At 70.5% G+C, this 18,423-nt stretch carries 15 protein-coding genes; 8 read left to right on the top strand and 7 right to left on the bottom strand.

The window, feature by feature from the left end; genetic code table 11:
* Nucleotides 1–167 precede the first annotated feature (167 nt).
* From WME82_RS36265 to WME82_RS36255, 3 genes are all read right to left on the bottom strand, one after another.
* Nucleotides 168–1,364: a S1 family peptidase gene (locus tag WME82_RS36265; protein ID WP_438039052.1), complete on the bottom strand. Its 1,197-nt coding sequence runs from the start codon at nucleotides 1,362–1,364 to the stop codon at nucleotides 168–170.
* A 262-nt stretch (nucleotides 1,365–1,626) separates the two neighbouring features.
* Complete coding sequence (locus tag WME82_RS36260) at nucleotides 1,627–1,854, bottom strand: lipase family protein (protein WP_438044964.1); 228 nt, start codon at nucleotides 1,852–1,854, stop codon at nucleotides 1,627–1,629.
* Between the two features lie 580 nt (nucleotides 1,855–2,434).
* A complete protein-coding gene (locus tag WME82_RS36255) occupies nucleotides 2,435–4,009 on the bottom strand; it encodes a pentapeptide repeat-containing protein (RefSeq protein WP_438039051.1) in 1,575 nt (524 codons plus the stop codon).
* Between the two features lie 825 nt (nucleotides 4,010–4,834).
* Between WME82_RS36255 and WME82_RS36250 the strand changes: the two genes are divergently transcribed.
* Nucleotides 4,835–6,079 carry a LuxR C-terminal-related transcriptional regulator gene (locus WME82_RS36250; RefSeq protein ID WP_438039050.1) on the top strand — a complete coding sequence of 415 codons (1,245 nt, stop codon included), beginning with the start codon at nucleotides 4,835–4,837 and terminating at the stop codon, nucleotides 6,077–6,079.
* Nucleotides 6,080–6,411: 332 nt separating this feature from the next.
* Here the strand turns inward: WME82_RS36250 and WME82_RS36245 are convergent, their stop codons facing one another.
* The 4 genes from WME82_RS36245 to WME82_RS36230 all read right to left on the bottom strand — a co-directional run bounded on the left by WME82_RS36245 (nucleotide 6,412) and on the right by WME82_RS36230 (nucleotide 11,180).
* Nucleotides 6,412–6,702 carry a calcium-binding EGF-like domain-containing protein gene (locus tag WME82_RS36245; RefSeq protein ID WP_438039049.1) on the bottom strand — a complete coding sequence of 97 codons (291 nt, stop codon included), beginning with the start codon at nucleotides 6,700–6,702 and terminating at the stop codon, nucleotides 6,412–6,414.
* Nucleotides 6,703–7,118: 416 nt separating this feature from the next.
* Entirely contained in the window at nucleotides 7,119–8,825 is a 1,707-nt protein-coding gene (locus WME82_RS36240) for a pentapeptide repeat-containing protein (RefSeq protein ID WP_438039048.1), read from the bottom strand.
* Nucleotides 8,826–8,999: 174 nt separating this feature from the next.
* A complete protein-coding gene (locus tag WME82_RS36235; RefSeq protein WP_438039047.1) occupies nucleotides 9,000–9,896 on the bottom strand; it encodes a calcium-binding protein in 897 nt (298 codons plus the stop codon).
* Nucleotides 9,897–10,049: 153 nt separating this feature from the next.
* On the bottom strand, nucleotides 10,050–11,180 hold the full coding sequence (locus WME82_RS36230) for an STAS domain-containing protein (RefSeq protein WP_438039046.1): 1,131 nt from the start codon (nucleotides 11,178–11,180) through the stop codon (nucleotides 10,050–10,052).
* Between the two features lie 462 nt (nucleotides 11,181–11,642).
* Here WME82_RS36230 and WME82_RS36225 point away from each other — a divergent pair, with 462 nt between their 5' ends.
* The 7 genes from WME82_RS36225 to WME82_RS36195 all read left to right on the top strand — a co-directional run bounded on the left by WME82_RS36225 (nucleotide 11,643) and on the right by WME82_RS36195 (nucleotide 18,349).
* Complete coding sequence (locus WME82_RS36225; protein ID WP_438039045.1) at nucleotides 11,643–12,620, top strand: DUF4202 family protein; 978 nt, start codon at nucleotides 11,643–11,645, stop codon at nucleotides 12,618–12,620.
* Entirely contained in the window at nucleotides 12,617–13,687 is a 1,071-nt protein-coding gene (locus WME82_RS36220; protein ID WP_438039044.1) for a CgeB family protein, read from the top strand. The genes WME82_RS36225 and WME82_RS36220 overlap by 4 nt, the downstream gene beginning before the upstream one ends.
* Nucleotides 13,688–13,727: 40 nt before the next feature.
* On the top strand, nucleotides 13,728–14,456 hold the full coding sequence (locus WME82_RS36215) for a sugar phosphate nucleotidyltransferase (RefSeq protein WP_437741069.1): 729 nt from the start codon (nucleotides 13,728–13,730) through the stop codon (nucleotides 14,454–14,456).
* Nucleotides 14,457–14,467: 11 nt separating this feature from the next.
* Nucleotides 14,468–15,271, top strand: a complete 804-nt coding sequence (locus WME82_RS36210) for a TIGR04290 family methyltransferase (RefSeq protein ID WP_044966491.1) — start codon at nucleotides 14,468–14,470, stop codon at nucleotides 15,269–15,271.
* Nucleotides 15,268–16,152: a beta-xylosidase gene (locus WME82_RS36205; protein ID WP_438039043.1), complete on the top strand. Its 885-nt coding sequence runs from the start codon at nucleotides 15,268–15,270 to the stop codon at nucleotides 16,150–16,152. Before WME82_RS36210 ends, WME82_RS36205 begins: the two co-directional genes overlap by 4 nt.
* Nucleotides 16,153–16,436: 284 nt before the next feature.
* The gene (locus WME82_RS36200) at nucleotides 16,437–17,303 is read left to right on the top strand and encodes a PIG-L deacetylase family protein (protein ID WP_437764790.1); all 867 of its coding nucleotides are present in this window, start codon (nucleotides 16,437–16,439) and stop codon (nucleotides 17,301–17,303) included.
* The gene (locus WME82_RS36195; protein WP_438039042.1) at nucleotides 17,294–18,349 is read left to right on the top strand and encodes a glycosyltransferase family 4 protein; all 1,056 of its coding nucleotides are present in this window, start codon (nucleotides 17,294–17,296) and stop codon (nucleotides 18,347–18,349) included. The genes WME82_RS36200 and WME82_RS36195 overlap by 10 nt, the downstream gene beginning before the upstream one ends.
* Nucleotides 18,350–18,423 lie beyond the last annotated feature (74 nt).

Here is an 18,423-nt window from a genome sequence, read left to right as displayed (position 1 = left end):
TGCATCTCCTTGGAGACTCGTTGGTAGAGCGACGGTGCGCTCCGGCCTCGGCCGGCTCGCGCGGGCACCCTAGGGGCAGCGCGAAGCCCGGGCCATCGGATCTTTGTACAGCTTGACATATGCCAAGAGACGTGCCATCGCGGCGCGCGAACGGTCGTGAGCAGGCTTCAGCGCCGGCGCCGCTTCCACAGCGCCACGGCCAGCGCCGCCGCCGGGAGCAGCCGCTGCGCGCCGCCGTCCGGCGACCCGGGCGTAGCGCAGGCGCACCCGCCGTCCTCATCGCGATCTGCCCCGGCGCCGCCGCTCCCTCCCGCCCCGTCGTCGCTCGGAGCGCTGGAGGTCGATCCTCGGCAGTCGACGTCGACGGGCACGCACGACGGATCACACACGCCGTCCGCGGCGCAGTGGTCGCCTCCCGTGCAATCGGGATCGATCGGCGCCACGCAGGAGATTGCGCACATCCCATCGGCGCCGCAGTGGCTCTCGGCGCAGTCGGGATCGATGAGCTCTGCGTCCATGTTGCAGCTCTCGTCGCAGATCCCATCGGCGCGGCACGGATCGTCGCCTTCGAGATCGTCGATCGTCGGCTGGATCCACGCCGTCACGACTGGCCCGTCGGCGCGCGCGTTCACGCCATCGACGAGGCATGTGTCGTCTCCGAACGACGTCACCCCCGCGAGCCGCTCGACGCCTCCGCGCGGCACGAACGAAGGGCCGCCCGAGTCGCCGCTGCACGTGTTCTTGCCCGGCGTGCGGTAATAGAACATGGTCTCGTCGATTGGCCCCGTCTTCGTGTCGATCCCGACCTCCGCCGGCCCCACGGCCGCGATCGGGAACGTCACCGCGCGCCGGACGTCGGCGCCTCCCAGGGTGTCTTCGCCGTACCCCACGAAGGTGAAGCTCGGCCCGATCCATTCGGGCGAGTTCGCCAGCGCTTCGCGGAGGATCGGCGCGGGCTGCGAGGGCGCGTCGGCCGCGAGCAGCACGAGCGCGAGGTCGAAGCGCAGCGTCTCGAAGCTCAGCTCCGGGTGCAGGACGGTCTTGACCGTGGGGACGGTGACGGGCGGCGGATCCGCGTCGGGGCGGGTGTCCGGTCCGAAGAAGACCTCGGTGATCCCGCCCTGTGGCCCCTGGTTGTTCGCGTAGCAGTGCCCGGCGGTGAGCACGACGCGCTTCGAGATCAGGGTGCCGGTGCAGAACACGCCGAAGTCGTCACCGACGCCGACGACGTAGCTGCGGAGCGTGTCCGGGATCCCACCCACAATCCGCCCCGCGGCGCTCCCGATGAATGCGGCGTCGGGCGCAGGTCCGGAGCAGGCGGCGAGCAGCGCGCAGCAAGGAAGCACGAGGGCACACGGGCGCATGGCCGCGGAACATAGCCCGTCTCGGGCTTCACTTCGGCGCGCTCATGTCCACCCGTGAGCTCGGCGCCGAGGTGGGGCGCGAAGGAGGTGCGGAGGTAGTCGATGGGCGAGTGATCGGCGAGAGAGTGCTGGAACGGGCCCCGATTGACGAGCCTGCTCACGAGCGGGGCATCGTGTAGCGCCTCGGAGAGGAAGGGGAGTTGGTCCACGAACCAGGCCCAAATGGAGAGGGGAACGCTCCACAGCATCGTGTACGTCTGCTTCACCTGGCTCTGGCGCTCCTCCCAGCCATGGGGCGTCGACCAGTACTCCTTCTTGCCAGCGTGCTCGAAGCGCCGCGTCGAGCGCGGAGGCCCAGCTTCTTCTGCATCGCATCCGGATGCTCGCGACAGAGGCGCGCGGCGGCGAGGACGGCGAGCGCCCCGCCGAGGCTGTGGCCGGTGATGCATAGCCGCTCCAGCGGATGCCGCTTTGGCTCGTGGCGGATCACGTTGCGCGCCCCATGGACGGCCGTCCTCACCTCGTCGGGGAGCAACGGCGTGTGCTTCCGGACCCGCGGAGACAAGACCGTGACGCTCTCCGCAGAGTAGTTTTTGCGTCGCTTCCTGCTGCACGCGCTGCCTCATCGCTTCGTGAAGATCCGACACTTCGGCTTGATGGCTGCGTGTCACGCCACCACCACGCTCGAGGTGGCACGCACGAGGATCCTGGCGGCGCGAGACGCAGGGCCGCGCGCTGTCTCGGCACGTCTGCGCCCAACGTCGTGGCGGCGGGATGCACCACGCGTGCGAGCCCCGCCGCGCCCGCCCTCTCCTGCCTTCTCGGGCAGGATCTCCATAGGCCTCGCGGCCGCCCCGCCCGGCTGTGAACCGGCCCGGTCCAACCCGACGTTTGCGGGACTGCGCCGCGACCTCGCCGCTCCTGCTGCTCAGGCGCAGTCCCGCAAACGCCTATTCGTTTTGTCAACCCAGGGCACGTCCCGAGGGTGGGGCTTGCCGTCTCCGAAACGTTTGGAGTTCTTTCTCCCCGAGACGCCGGCCCGCCAGCCGCCGTTCCACTTCCTACATCCCTCAGGGAGTGCAGACGAACGACGACGAGACCAGGACGGTACCGGAGGTGCCCATCGTGCCGAAGAGACCAGCGTCGACGGGGCGGAAACTGATGACCTCCCCGCTCTCCGGCGTCCCGGTCATCGTGAAGGTGACGTCGTACGTGAACGTACCACCGGGCGGGACGACCGCGGGGGGGTACTGGTTGAAGGTCTGCGTCGGCACGAAGATGTCGCAGCCGCTGCAGCTCGGGTTGACCCAGGCCTGGGGCGGCTCGCTGGGGGAGAAGGCGAAGTTCGACCCGGTGGCGTTCTGGAGCGTCGCCACCATCCGGATCGTCGTATTCGCGCTGAGCGTCGCGCTGGGGGAGCTGTTCCACCACCTCCCGGAGGGCTCGGCGGTCAGCGTGGTCGGGCAGCTTGGGCGCGTGGTCTCGCAGTTCGTTCCGGTCCACGGGGAGGGGCAGCTGCAGGTGTAGCTGTTCGGCCCGGCGTACACGCAGGTCCCGCCGTTCTGGCAGGGGTTCGTCGATGCGCACGGGCTGCCCATGTCTTGCAGGCACGCCTGTGCCTCTGCCGGCGTGATGCGCAGAATCGTCTGCGATACCGGCGCACCGAAAGAGACGCCGTCGGGCTGCCCGTAGTCGGCGGCCACGCAGGCGCCCGCCGAAGGGTCCACGAGCACCTGCGCGGAGAAGGTGCTGTCGTACAGCACCGCGAGCCCGGAGTGAGTGCCTCCGAGGCCGGGGTCGGCCGTCACCTGGAGCCAGGTGGGGTCGACGCTGCACGGGCAGGTGACGGTCGTCGACGTCTCGCAGTTGGTCCCGCTGTAGCCCGCCGGGCACTGGCAGGTGTAGCTGGTCACGTCGTTGGTGCAGGTCCCGCCGTTCTGGCAGGGGTCGCTTTCGCCCGTGCAGGCGCCGGACTGGCAGGTGTCGGTCAGCGTGCAGGCATTGCCGTCGTCGCAGCTCGTGCCGTTGGCTTGCACCGCGTACTGACAGACCCAGCCGGTGCCCTGGTTCGCGACCCCCGGCTGGAAGCACGCGCCAGGCGGCGGGCAGGGCACGGTGATGTCGCCGAGGCACGAGGAGGGCAGGCCCGTCGGAAGGCCCGCCGCCGGCGGGCTCGAGCCCGGGAGCGTCTCCACGACGAGGTTCGTGCAGCTCACCCCGCTGGTGTTCCCGTTGAACGTCGTGCCCGTGACGTTCGCGCCGGTGAGGTCGGCTCCGCTCGCGTTCTTGTCGAGCGTCGCCCCGGCGAGGTTCGCGCCGGCGAAGCTCGCGATGTCCGAGTTGCCGCCCAAGAAAGCGCCGACCAGGTTCGCGCCGGCGAAGATCGTGCCCGACATGTTGCCGGTGTTGTAGAAGCCGGGGAGCTGCGCGTTGCTGTAGTCGCACTCGCTCAGGTTGAGGCTGCACGGGCTCTGCGCGGTGCACTGCTGGAGCGTCGCCACGCTGGGGCACGCGCGGACCTGCTGCGCGGTGCTCAGCGGCTCGTCCTCGGACGGGGTGGAGGCACACCCGCTGAGCATGGCGACGGACGTCGCGCCCAGGAGCGTGAAGAGGGACATGAGGACGAGCGGTGTCTTGCGCCTCATCGGCGATACTCCTTTTCTTTCTGGTGGAACGTGCCGCGCGCAAGCTAGCGATACGAAGGGGGGATCGACAATCCGTACCTTGGTACGGCTTGTGGGCCCCGGCGAGATGTGATTGAATCGCGAATGCGCCGCCTTCGTCTTTTCGTCGCTCACGTTGCCCTCGTGTGCGCCGTCCAGCATTTCAGGGCGTCTGCTGACGCCCGCGGCGCCACGATCAACCGAACGGCGCCGTGGAGAGATCGGGGAGGGCGGGCTGCTCGCAGCGCCGCGCTCTTCGAGGAAGCGCTCGACGCCGTGCTGCTCGATGTCCGCGAGCGTCTGAGCATCGACGCCCGCTACACCTCGGTTCCGCTTCACCCGCTTCCACGCTTCCGCGAGGACGTCACGCCTCGCGATGCAGTCGTACAACGCGTGGAACCGGCGCCCCGGATGCCGCTTGGCCGCGACCCACAGCCGGCGTTGGAGTTGTCGCGCTTTGTCCACGGGCTCGCGCCCGCGGGGGTGGTTGGGACCGGTCCTGCCGGCCATGCCCTCGCGCTTACCTCCTCGACCGACGCGACCACCGCAGGGGCCTCTCCCTCCGACCGCGTTGTTCGTCGCGGCCCTCGAAGGGACTACGGCCCCCTCGGACTCCCGCTGCGCAGGGCTCGACCTCGTCACGACGCACCATTCCCCTAGCATAATAAGCGGGGCGTTCCTCTCCGAAGGCAACGTGCGTTGCTACCCAGACGACCCACGATTGCGTGGTTAGGGCGCGCTTGCTTTCCCGACAGCGCTGCCGTTTCATGCCGTCCGATCCGCGATCGATTCTGGAGGCGAACCCCCATGCCCCGCGCGACTCACGAGGACGTGCCCCGCCGGTTCGAGATCCACACCCGCGACCACCACACCGCCGTATCCATATGGGAGGGGCTTTACGGGGAACTTGACGCCGCGCTCCCGCGCGGTTTCGAGTGGCGCGCCCACGCCGTGGACTTCGGCCCCGTCCTCTTCGTCCAGGACCATACCAGCGACGCGATCTACCTGGACGCCCAGCTGGACGCGCCGCTGCTCGTCATGTCCGTCCGCGGCAGCGGACGCGCGGCGCTGGGACGCGACAGCGCGACCCTGGGACACGGCGGCGGTCCAGTCATCTTCTCGGCTCATGGCCGCTCGAACGTGAACTACGACAGCGCGATGGACGTTATCACGGTGCGCTTCGACCGAGGCTATCTCTGCTCCCAGCTCGAGTCGATCACCGGCGAGGTCGTCCGCGAGGACTTCCAGTTCCAGCTCTCGCTGGACTCCCGCGCCGGAAGCGGATCCTACGTCGAGCGACTTTGCCGCTTCATGGCCGCCGAGATCAACGCCGGCACGGACATCGATCACCCCCAGGTGTTCGCCGGGCTGACCGAGTCGCTCTCGCGCGCCCTGCTGACGGGGCAGCCTCACAACCTCGCTCATCTATTGGAGCGGCCCGCGCCGCCGTCGAGCCGGACGGTGCTCCGGCGGGTCGAAGAGTACGTGGACGCGCACGCCGCCGAGCCGATCAGCGCGATCGATCTCGCCGCCGTTGCCGGGACGAGCGCCCGTTCGGTCGAGGCGGCGTTCCGCGCGCACCGCGGGACCTCGCTCGGAAAGTTCCTTCGCGATCGGCGCCTGGTCCGCGCGCAGCGGATGCTGCTCGCCGAGCCGCACCTCGCCGTGCTGCACGTCGCGCGCGCCGCCGGCTTCGCCCGGCGCGAGGTCTTCGAGTCGGCGTACGTGCGCGCGTTCGGAGAGCGCCCGGAAGAGACTCGCCGGCGCGGTCTCCTCGCCGCCGGGACGGCGCCCGGCGAGGCGGAGCCGAGCCGGTTCGCGGCGCCTTCCGCCGTCGAGCCTGCCACCCTCGCGGCGCGGATGGCGCTCCTCTCCGCGCGAGAGCGCGAGGTCTGCGAGGGCGTCGCGCGGGGGCTGCTCAACAAGCAGATCGCGGAGGCGCTCGGGATCACCGAGCGGACGGTCAAGGAGCACCGGGCGCGCGTGATGGCCAAGCTGGGGGCGAGGTCCGCGGTGGAGCTGGGGATCCTGCTGCAAAAGGCACGTGGATAGCACCGCACCTCCGTCGCCTCGGCGCGACGACCCGTGACGCTGGCACACAAGCCCTGATAGCGTGGGTCGCCACCGAGCCCGTTCAGCGTCTCGACGGCCGCCGCGCGCAGCTCGCCGAGCGCTTCACGCGCCTCGCCAGGGACGGCGCCGCCCCGGGGAGCGCGATGCAGCCCACGATGGCGGCGGGCCAGATTCAGTCGTCCGTCCTCAGTGGCAGGTCGCGCCCTTCTGCTGTGCCCAGCTCAGGATCTCCGCCTGGCAGGCCGAGTTCTCCGCCGAGGTCACCGGGAGGGATATTTCAAGATGCCCGTAACAGGAGCAGTAGGTGTTGGTCAGAATGTCGTAGATGTGTAGCCCGCCGGGCACTGACAGCTGTAGCTGTTCACGCCGTCCACACAGGTCCCGCCGTTCTGGCACGGGCTCGGCGCGCAGTGGTCGGAGACGTTGGCGACGCAGGTCCCGCTCTGGCAGTGGAAGCCGTCGCAGCATGGCAGCGTGGCGTCGCAGGGCGCGTTCTCGGGCAGGCACCCGCCGCCCTGGCAGGTCGGATCGTTCACCGCCACGTAGTCACCGGCGTGCAACGCGTGCGCGTTGGTGCACGCCTGCTCGCTGATCTTGAGCACCTGGTACGGGTTCTCGGCCGACCCGGTACCGCCTTCGTCTTTTCGTCGTTCACGTTGCCTTCGTGTGCGCCGTCCAGCATTTCAGGGCGTCTGCTGACGCCCGCGGCGCCACGATCAACCGAACAGCGCCGTGGAGAGATCGGGGTGCACGTCGCGGAGGGCGGCGTCGAAGAGCTTCACGGGGCCTCTGCCCCAGAGACTGAGGTCGCCGCCGGGCCCGTTCAGCGTCTCGACGGCCGCCGCGCGTAGCTCGCCGAGCGCCTCGCGCGCCTCGCCGACAGCCTCGGCGAGCTGTCAGCTGTTCTTGCGTTCGATCGGGCTGAGCAGCCCGTTGAGGTAGGCGGCGACGTGGGCACGAGCCTCCGCGCGTGCGAAGTGGCTGCCCGCGCGATCCCCCCTTCCACTTCCTACATCCCTCAGGGAGCGCAGACGAACGACGACGAGAGCAGGGTGGCGCCCTTGGTGGGGCCCAGGTTGCCGAAGAAATGGCTGTCTTGGGGTTGGAAACCGATGGCCTGCCCGCTCCCCGGCGCCCCGGCCATCGTGAAGGTGATGTCGTACGTGAACGTACCACCGGGCGGGACGACCGCGGGGGGGTACTCGTTGACGGTCTGCGTCAGGCCGAAGCTGTCGCAGCCGCTGCAGTTCGGGTTGACCCAGGCGTAGGGCATTCTCTCGAGGGTGAAGGCGAGGTCCGCCCCCGTGTCGTTCCGGAACGTCGCCACCATCCGGATCGTCGTATAGGCGCTGGGCGTCGCGCTGGGGGTGCTGTCCCAATACCCCCCGCCCCAGGAGACGTCCTGGGGGACGGGGGTCAGCTCGGTCGGGCAGCTTGCGCCCGTGGTGTTCTCGCAGTTTTGCCCGTAGGTGCCGGCGGGGCATGCGCAGGTGGACGTCATGCCGCCGTTCTGGTTCACACAGGTGCCGCCGTTCTGGCAGGGGTCGGCCGTCGTGCACGCGGGTAGAGACTCGCAGTTCGTTCCGATCCACGGGGAGGGGCAGCTGCAGGTGTAGCTGTTCGGCCCGGCGTACGCGCAGGTGCCGCCGTTCTGGCAGGGGTTCGTCGAGGCGCACGGGTCGCCCATGTCTTGCAGGCACGCCTGTGCCTCTGCCGGCGTGATGCTCAGAATCGTCTGCGATACCGGCGGACCGAACAAGAAGCCGTAGGGCTGCCCGTAGTCGGCGGCCTCGCAGGTGCCCGCCGAAGGGTCCACGAACACCAGCGCGGAGAGGGTGCTGTCGTACAGCCCCGCGGTCCCGTCGTTCATGCCTCCGCCGGCGGGGTTGGCCGTCACCTGGAGCCAGGTGGGGTCGACCCTGCACGGGCAGGAGATCTCGCAGTTCGTGCCCAACGACCCTGTGGGGCACTGGCAGGTGTAGCTGGTCACGTCGTTGGTGCAGGTGCCGCCGTTCAGACAGGGGTCGCTTTCGCCCGTGCAGGCGCCGGACTGGCAGGTGTCGGTCAGCGTGCAGGCATTGCCGTCGTCGCAGCTCGTGCCGTTGGCCTGCACCGCGTACTGACAGACCCAGCCGGTGCCCTGGTTCGCGACCCCCGGCTGGAAGCACGCGGCGGGCGGCGGGCAGGTCACGGAGATGTTGCCGAGGCACGAGGAGGACAGGCCCGTCGGTAGGCCCGCCGCCGGCGGGCTCGAGCCCGGGAGCGTCTCCACGACGAGGTTCGTGCAGCTCACCCCGCTGGTGTTCCCGTTGAACGTCGTGCCCGTGACGTTCGCGCCGGCGAGGTCGGCTCCGCTCGCGTTCTTCTCGAGCGTCGCCCCGGCGAGGTTCGCGCCGACGAAGCTCGCGATGTCCGAGTTGCCGCCCAAGAAAGCGCCGACCAGGTTCGCGCCGGCGAAGATCGTGCCCGACATGTTGCCGGTGTTGTAGAAGCCGGGGAGCTGCGCGTTGCTGTAGTCGCACCCGCTCAGGTTGAGGCTGCACGGGCTCTGCGCGGTGCACTGCTGGAGCGTCGCCACGCTGGGGCACTCCGCCAGGGCCTGCTGCGCGGTGCTCAGCGGCTCGTCCTCTGCAGGTGTGAAGGTACACCCGCTGAGCATGGTGACGGACTTCGCGCCCAGGAGCGTGAAGAGGGACATGAGGACGAGCGGTGTCTTGCGCTTCATCGGCGATACTCCTTTTCCGGTGGAAGGTGCCGCGCGCAAGCTAGCGATACGAAGGTGGGATCGACCATCCGTACCTTGGTACGGCTTGTGGGCCCCGGCGAGATGTGGTTCAATCGCGAGGGCACCGCCTTCGTCTTTTCGTCGCTCGCTGCCCCGGTGAACACCGCGCAGCGCTCATCGACGAGACATGTACACGTCGATCACCGTCCCCCGGCGCGCCGTCCCGGCAGCGTCCGTGAAGGCAAAAGCGCTCCGCTCGCCCTCGCAATTGCCGCGCGCGTCGCAGCGCATGTCACGGAAGTCGCGCAGATCGATCGACGTCACGCCGAGCGCCTCGAGGGGCGTGATCTCGCTGGGCGCGCTGTTCCGGTCGAGGTTGTTATCCGACCAGACGACCACCCTGGCGAACGCCGGATCCTGCTTGTCGAAGACGCCGTTGTTGTCCGCGTCGAGCGCCCGCAGCGCCTCGAAGCCGTTCTTCGCGAATCCCCCGCTCGCCAGCCGCGTGGCCGAGCCGAACAGCTCCCCTCCATCCTGGATGGCGCCGTCGCCGTCGCGATCGAGCGCGAGCCAGGGCGTCGCCGAGGTGGGCCAATCGCTCGCGTGGCACACGCCGGTGCCCGTCAGATCGAAGGCGGCGCCCGCCTCGGCGGTGAACTCCACCGCGCGATTGTCGAAGGAGAGCACGAGCGGCGTGAAACAGTCACATTCAACCGATGTGCCGATGTGCCAGGCTGATTCATAATAGGGGCACTGGAAGTCGTTGGTCCTGAGCCCCCAGACCGCCTTGCCGTCGATGTTCACGCACTTTTCACGGCAAAACCCGGTCAGAGTATTGGGATCGTCGTCCGTACATTCCCGCTCCTCGCCGATGGCGCATTCGCCGGGCGCCTCGGGGCCGAAGTCAGCCCAGCAGGCGGTCTCCTCTTCTTTCACTTCATCCTGCGCTTCATCGGTTCCATCCACGACCTCGGCCATGCATCCCCCCACGAAGGACGCACACGCCGCCAGCACCCCGACCCCAACCGCTCGCCTTGCCATCTCGATGTTCATGATGGCTCGGAGGAGCATGCTTTGTGCCGTTCCGAATATGCTGAAATTTCGATTGGTTATGAGATGTTGATGCCGTTTTGTGCCAAGTGTCGACCCGTGTGTGCCAGGTGGCCGAAGGCGTGCGCCAGGACGACGCCGGACGCCTGGCCAGAGCACGACGGTAGCTCCAGCTCAGCGCTTCCTGGAACGCGAGAGGCCCTGGGCGATGGAGCCCACGAGGGTGATGCCGGTCCCGTCGAAGCCCGATGCCACCAGGGTGCGGGCCAGCGCGGGCTGGATGCCCGTGATCATGGCGGACGCGCCGAGCAGCCGGATCGCTCGCACCATCTCGATCAGGTGCCTGGCGCCGGCGTCATCGAGCGCCGCGGCGCCGGTCATGTCGAGGATCACGCGGTCGACCCCGGAGCCGGCGATCGCTGGCAGGAGCCGCGCTGCGATCTCCGCGCTCCGCTCTCGGTTCAGCGCCCCGATGATCGGCAGCGCCAGCGCGCGCTCGCCCACGTCCAGGATGGGCGCGGAGAGGGCGAGGATCTCACCGCGCTGCCGCTCGACGAGCGCCAGCGACGCGTTCAGCTCGTCCAGCAGGCGGCCGCGCTCCTCGGCGGAGCGCTCCGCGCCTATCCGCGCCGTCTCGTCCGTGTGGTGGAACAAGACCCCCAGGACGCCCGTCACGGGATCACGCACCGCTCGCCCCTCGATCGCGTGCAGGCGCTCCCCATCCACGGTGCGGACGAGCATCTCTCGCGTCACGATGTCGCCGTCCAGCGCCGCCCTGAGCATCGCGTCCGCCTCGCCGGGCTCACCCAGCCAGGCGCTCCACGTCCTGGTGCGGCCGAACGCCCGCAGAGCCGCTGGGTTCTGCATCAGGAGGTCTCCGCTCGGGTCGACGAACGCGATCATCACGGAGGTGTGGCGCAGCGCCTCGATGCCTCGGACGAGCTCCGGCTCAGGCGCTCCGTCGGTGGGAAGCGCCTGGCTCAAGATCGCGAATCGCCCATCGTCGAGCTCGACGCTCGAGGAGTGGAGCGTCACCGTCACTGGCACCCCGCGCGGGTAGAAGGTCCAGCTCTCGCGCACGACGCCCCCCTCGCCGCGCAGCTGCGCGGCGAGGGCCTGGAAGCGCGTCCGGATCGGCGGCGGCACCGTCGAGTAATCGCGCGCGAACAGCTCGTCGCGATCCTGCGCCCGCCACAGGTCCAGGCCGGCCTCGTTCACCCAGCAGACCCGCGAGCGGTCCACGTCGAGGACCCACACGGGGATGGCCGACAGCTCAAGCCCGGCCAGGCGCTGCGCAAGGTGCATCGGCGTCACACTCGCTTACCGGGCTGCGGCGCGCAATGGGCGCCGGTCCGCCGTGTGATGCTCCTCATAAATTCGGCCTGCGTGTTCGTGCGCAAGAAGGGGGCAGACGGCAGTGAGCGGGAGATGCGGTATCAGGGGCGGTGGGCCACGCCCGGGCGACCCCGGGCGGCGCGCGCGCGGCCCAGGCGGACCAGGTGCGGCCGTCGTGGCAGGGCGGCCGCGGAGCGGACGCCGGGGCTCGGGGCGGAGCGTCGAGGGGAGATAGCCGCGGCTGGCGCGGCTACGGCGATCCCACGTCTCGCGCTCATTTCTTTCCCGACGTTGCTCTACGGAATTTCCGCGATGGTGCGGTGAGGACCACGGCGATAGGTTCCTCACCTGTGATCCCGGTTCGTCCGCGGCAGCCGCGCGCGGCAGCTGTGTCGAGCTCCGTCCCGGTGGCTGACCGGAGAGCGCACGCTCATGCTCAAGCGCCTCATCCTCATCCACGGCCCCTCTTCGAGCAGCGATGGACCCTCGATCTGCGAGACGCCGCTCCTCTCCCCGTCCGACAGGGCGGCGCTCTCCAGGGAGTTCCCTGGCGTGGAGGTGGAGAGCGGCGCGCCCGGCCCGTCCGGGGGGGCGCTCCACGCTGTCGTCGACGCCCGCGCGTGGCGCTCGTCGGCGCTCGATCTGTGGGCGCTCGACACCCGACTGCACGCGCTCGACGCCGGCGGCCTCTTCGACCTCCGGATCGAGGGGCTCGAGCGAGCGGGCGCCGCGCGCGCCGCCTACGAGGTCCTCACACGGTGCCAGCGCTTCATCCGCAGGAGGAACCTCGCCTCCGCGACGGCGGTCTTCGCCCGGGTCCTCGGGCGGCACCGGGAGCTCCACGATCTCGACAGGCCGCTCGTCCGCGCCGACCACGATCATGCGATCGACGTCTGGCAATGGATGCTCCGCCTCGATCCGCGCGCCGGCGTCGCCGTCCAGGTGGCGGCGCTCTTCCACGACGTGGAGCGGCTCGTCTCCGAGGCGGACGTCCGGAGAGAGCACCGCGCCCCGGACTACCAGGCGTTCAAGGACGAGCACGCGCGGCGCGGGGCCGCCCTGACGCGCGCCGCGCTCGCCGGCGTCGGGCTCGCGCCGGAGGTACTCGACCGGATCGGCGCCCTGGTGGCGTCGCACGAGCGGCCGGGGGACGACGCCGAGCTCGCCTTGCTCAACGACGCTGACGCGCTCTCGTTCTTCTCGCTGAACAGCGCCGGGTTCCTCGACTGCTACGGGCCCGAGCACACCCGCGCCAAGGTAGCGTACACGCTCCGCCGCCTCCGGCCCGAGGCAAGGGCGCTCTTGCCGCGGATCCGCTGCCGCCCCGAGGTGGAAGCGATGATCCCCGGCGAGCCGCGCAGGCCGCCGGCGCCGGCGACGCAGGCATCGAGGAGGTCCGCTCCGCCATGAGGCTCGTCATCTTCGGTCTGACGATCAGCTCGTCCTGGGGCAACGGCCACGCCACGCTGTGGCGCGGCGTCGTCTCCGCCCTCGGGCGGGCCGGGCACCGCGTCGCCTTCTTCGAGCGCGACGTCCCGTATTACGCCGCGCACCGGGATCTGACCGCGCTCTCGCACGGCAACACGCTCCGGCTCTACACCTCGTTCGAGGACGTCCTCCCCGAGGCCAGGCGCGCCGTCCGCGAGGCCGACGCGGCGATGGTCACGTCGTATTGCCCCGACGGCGGCCCCGCGACCGACGTAACCCTCGAGTCCGGCGCGCTCAAGGTCTTCTACGATCTCGACACGCCGGTGACGCTGGATCGCATCCAGGCCGGACAGCCGGTCGGCTACATCGGCCCTCGAGGCCTCGCCGATTTCGATTGCGTGCTCAGCTACACCGGCGGCGCGGCGCTCGATCAGCTCGGGACGCAGCTCGGCGCCCGGCGCGTGTTCCCGCTCTACGGCAGCGCGGACCCGGCGGTGCACCGCCCGGTCCCGCCGCGGGACGGCTTCCGCGGGGATCTCTCGTACCTCGGCACGTACGCCGCCGACCGGCAGGCGGCGCTCTCCCGCCTCTTCCTCGAGGCGGCGAGGAGGCTGCCCGAGAAGCGGTTCGTCATCGGGGGCTCGCTCTATCCCGAGGACTTCCCGTGGGCGCAGAACGTCTATTACCATCGTCACGTGGCGCCGCCGGATCACCCGGCGTTCTATTGCTCCTCGCGGCTGACGCTCAACGTGACGCGGGGGGCGATGGCGGCGATGGGTTACTGCCCTTCCGGGAGGCTCTTCGAGGCCGCCGCCTGCGGGACGCCGATCCTGAGCGACGGGTGGGAGGGGCTCGACCGGTTCTTCACGCCGGGGAGGGAGATCCTCGTGGCGGCGACCACGGACGAGGCGGTCGCGGCGCTCTCGCTCCCGGAGGGCGAGATCGCGGCCATCGCCCGCGCGGCGCGGGAGCGGGTGCTCGCGGAGCACAGCGCCGCGCGCCGCGCGGCGGAGCTCGTGGCCATTCTCGAGTCGGTCTCGGCTCACTGAACGGAGCCGAGGTCGGCTCATCGAACGGAGGGACGGCGCGATGTGGGGAGTGATTCCGGCGGCGGGCCTGGGCAGCAGGATCCAGCCGCTCGCGTTCTCGAAGGAGCTGCTCCCGGTGGGGACGCGCAGGGACGGCGACGTGGAGCGGCCGCGCGCGGTCAGCGAGTACCTCATCGACCGGATGGTGCTCGCCGGCGCGACCCGGCTCTGCATGGTGATCTCGCCGGGCAAGTCGGATATCGTCGAGTACTACGGCGCGAGCGTCGGCCCGGCGCACATCTGTTATGTGGTGCAGCCGGCCGCCGCCGGGCTCTGCGACGCCATCTTCCGGTCGCTCCCCTGGATCCGGCCGGAGGAGGACGTGCTCGTGGGGCTCCCCGACACGGTGTGGTTCCCGGAGCACGGGCTCTGCTCGCTCGGCGGCGGAGGGCTCTCGTTCCTGCTCTTTCCGGTCGAGCATCCGGAGCTCTTCGACGCGGTCGTCACCGACGAGGAGGGCCGTGTGCTCGAGATCCAGGTCAAGCAGCGCAACGCGCGCTCGCGGTGGGTCTGGGGCGCCTTCAGGCTCACGGGGGCGGTGATGCAGGAGCTCCATGACCTCTGGCGCGAGCGCGGGCGGGAGGACCCGTACATCGGGACGCTTGTGAACGAGTACCTCGCCCGCGGCGGCAGCGCGCGCGCCGTGCGGGCCGGAGAGGCCTATGTCGACGTGGGGACGCTGCACGGCTACCACGAGGCCATCCAGCTCCTCAGCCGCGCCGCCGCGTGAAGGGAGGGGCCATGGAGAGGTGCGTCGAGGGAGCGGCGAAGTGGACGCGGGAGCAGATCCAGGAGCGCGTGCGCGGGCTCGGGCCGTGGTTCCACAACCTCGATCTCCGCGGGGTGAAGACGGCGCCCGACCATTTCCTGGGGGATTACCCCGCGTTCAAATGGAGGGGCTTCGCCGACGCCGTCCCGGCGGATCTCACGGGCAAGACGGTCCTCGACATCGGCTGCAACGCCGGCTTCTACTCGCTCGAGATGAAGCGGCGCGGGGCGGCGCGCGTCCTCGGGATCGACAGCGACGAGGACTACCTGGCGCAGGCGCGCTTCGCCGCGGAGGTCTCCGGGGCAGACATCGAGTTCCGGAACCTCTCCGTGTACGACGTCGGCAGCCTCGGAGAGCGCTTCGATCTCGTGCTCTTCCTGGGCGTCCTGTACCACCTCCGCCACCCGCTCCTGGCGCTCGATCTGCTCCACGAGCACGTGGTCGGACACACGCTGATCTTCCAGAGCATGCAGCGCGGCAGCGCGGAGGTGGCGCCGCTGGAGGAAGATTTCCCCTTCTCCGAGGAGGAGATATTCGACGAGGCCGGTTATCCCAGGCTTCACTTCGTCGAGCACAGCTATGCGCACGACCCGACCAACTGGTGGGTGCCCAACCGGGCTTGCGCCGAGGCGATGCTGCGGAGCGCCGGCTTCGAGATCGTGAACCACCCTGAGCCCGAGGTCTACCTCTGCCGCCGGCGCGAGAGGGCCGCCGGTCGTCCGCCTGGCGCCGTCTACCCGGCGAGGCGAGCTTTCGTGAAGGGAGAGCAGGCGTGATCGAGGCGGTGATGCTCTGGAACGAGCCCAACAACAAGTCGCACTGGGATTTCGAGATCGATCCCGAGTGGACGACGTATGGAACCATGGTGAAGCTCGCCGCGGACGCGATCCGGAGCGAGCGCCACTGGCTGCTGCGGGTGCTGGGCGGCATCTCGCCGATCGATCCGGGGTTCATCGCCAACATGGGGCGGCAGGGCGTGCTCGAGCACGTCGACGTGGTCGCGGTGCACGGCTTCCCTCTCGACTGGAATCACTGGCAGATCCAGGAGTGGCCCGCCAAGCTCGAGGAGATCCGCGTGGTGACCGACAGGCCGCTCTGGATCACCGAGATCGGCGTCTCCACGTTCGGCGCCGAGGAGGTGCAGGAGTTCGGTCTCCGGCGGAGCGCCGAGCTGCTCCGCGGCAAGGTCGAGCGGATCCACTGGTACAGCCTCTATGATCTGCCGCGCGCGTGGCCGGCGACGACCCGGCACCGCGAGGCCGAGGGCTCGTCGTATTACCGGCATTTCTACATGGGCCTGCTCCGCGAGGACGGGACGCCCAAGCGCGCGCTCCGGCTCTTCCCGGAGTACACCCCTGATTTCGGTCTGTGCCAGTGGTTCCACTTCGAGGACCACCGGCTCGACGACGCGGTGGCGTGGCTGAAGGAGCTCGGGGTGCGCCACCTCCGCACGGGCCTCAGCTGGGCCGACAGCTTCCGCCCCGGCGCGGAGGCCTGGTTCGACCGGCAGATGAAGGCGCTCGAGCCGTTCGAGGTGACCCTGACCTACTGCTTCACCCCGGAGCACGCCGGCCTCCGGCCCCACCACACGAGCCCTCCGCAGCGGATCGAGGAGTTCGCCGACTTCTGCGCCCGGATGACGCGGCGCTACGCATGAGACGACGCCGTGCGTAACACGCGCAAAGAGGCGAGGGGCGGGTACGCGTCTCCTCGTCTATCCGCGCTTTACGCGCCGTCTGGCGCGCCGCGTCGCCGTTTGGTAGTGTGGAGATCGCTGCGTTTTGCGCCAGGACGACCTGACCGCATGCGCTCCAGGTGGCTCATGTCCCACATCGCGAGCACGCCGAAGCGAAAGAGGAGACCCGAAGAGCACCGCGGCACCCCGGGGGGTCGACCGGAGCCGCGGGCCGAGGTGCGCCGCGGGCGCGCGGAGGTGCCGTCGTGAACCTCGCCGTGCTCCGCCGTCAGGGCCCCTCCGCCCAGGAGCTCGCGTGGCCGCCGTTCTCGTGGCTCTCGTCGGGCCGGGCGCCGCGCTGTCTGGTCGTGCTCGCCCATCCGGACGACGAGACCATCGGGCTCGGCGCGCGGATCGGCCGGCTCAGCCCGATCGAGGTGGTCCATGTGACCGACGGGGCGCCGCGCGACGAGCGCTTCGTGCCGGCGGGCCTCGCCGGCATCGGGCGCGAGCGCTACGCCGCGCTCCGGCGCGAGGAGGTGACCCGCGCGATGTCGGCCGGCAACGTGCCCGCGGGGCGGCTCAGGTGCCTCGGCGCGGTCGACCAGGAGGCGATCGAGGAGGCGCCGAGCCTCACCCGGCGGCTCGTCGAGCTGTTCGCCCGGACGCGGCCCGAGGTGGTGTTCACCCACCCCTACGAGGGCGGCCACCCCGATCACGACGCGGCGGCGCTCGCCGTCCACGCGGCGGCGGTGCTCGCCCTCTGGAACGGCGTCACCGCGCCGCTGATCTTCGAGGCAGCGTCGTACCACGCCGCGCGCGGCCGCCTCCTCACCGGCGAGTTCATCGCGCACCCCGGCGTCCCCGAGATCGCGCTCCGGCTCTCGGACATCGAGGCGTCGCGGAAGCGCGCCATGCTGGCCTGCTTCGCCAGCCAGCGGGAGGTGCTCGCCCCGTTCGGCGCGGAGGTCGAGCGCTTCCGGCCGGCGCCCGCGTACGATTTCCGCCGGCCGCCGCACGATGGCCCGCTCCACTACGAGCGCCTCGGCTTCCCGATCGACGGCGCGCGCTGGCGGCGGCTCGCGGCGAAGACGCTCACGCTGCTCGGCCTCGAGCGTGAGCTGTGCCTCTGACGGTCCTGCTCGTCGGTTATCCGCTCGCGCCCGTGGGTCCGGACGCCGTCGGCGGCGCCGAGCAGGTCCTCTCGATGCTCGACGAGGCGCTCTCGCGCGGCGGCCACCGGTCGATCGTGGTCGCCCCGGAGGGCTCCGCGTGCGCGGGGACGCTGGTGGCCACGCCGGCGCCCCCGCCCGGCGCCGTCCTCGACGAGGCGGCCAGGGAGCGGGCATGGAGCCACCACCGGAGCGCCGTCGCCCGCGCCCTGGACAGGTATCCGATCGACCTCGTCCACCTGCACGGCGTCGATTTCGATCGCTATCTGCCCGAGCCGGGCGTGCCGGTGCTCGCGACCCTCCATCTCCCGCCGAGCTTCTATTCGCCCGCGGTGTTCCGTCTCGAGCGGCCGAGGACGTTCCTCCACTGCGTGTCCGCGACGCAGCAACGCGCCTGTCCGCCGGAGGCGCGGCTCCTGCCCGAGATCCCGAACGGCGTCCGGCTGGAGCACTACCGGCCGAGGCGGTACAAGCGCGGCTTCGCCCTCGCGCTGGGCCGGATCTGCCCGGAGAAGGGCTATCACGTCGCCGTCGAGGCCTCGGTCCGCGCCGGCGTGCCGCTGCTCATCGCCGGCCAGGCGTTCGGGTACGAGGAGCACACGCGGTATCTCCAGGAGGTCCTGCTGCCGATGCTGCGCGGGCCCGGGCCTGCGCGGCGCTTCCTTGGCCCGGTGGGCCTCGCCCGGAAGCGCCGCCTGCTCGCGGCGGCGCGGTGCCTGCTCGTCCCCAGCCTCGTGCAGGAGACCAGCTCGCTCGTGGCCCTGGAGGCGCTGGCCTCGGGAACGCCGGTGATCGCGCTGCGCGGCGCCGGCGCGCTGCCGGAGATCGTCGAGCACGGCCGGACGGGGTTCCTGGTGGACGGCGTTGCGGAGATGGCCGACGCGATGGCGAGGGTCGACCGGCTCGACCCGGCGGCGTGCCGTCGCGCGGCCGAGGAGCGCTTCTCGGCGGCGGCGACGGCGGCGGCGTACCTCGAGACGTACCGCCGGATCCTGCGCGAAGGGTGAAGCGCCGGGTCGCCGTGCTGGAGGATGGAGGGCGACGCTCTCCGCCTGCGGCCGCGCCGCGCGCATCACACGAG

The sequence above is a fragment of the Sorangium sp. So ce128 genome, from assembly GCF_051525245.1.
Lineage (GTDB): Bacteria > Myxococcota_A > Polyangia > Polyangiales > Polyangiaceae > Sorangium > Sorangium cellulosum_B.
This window is presented reverse-complemented; position numbering and strand designations above follow the sequence as displayed.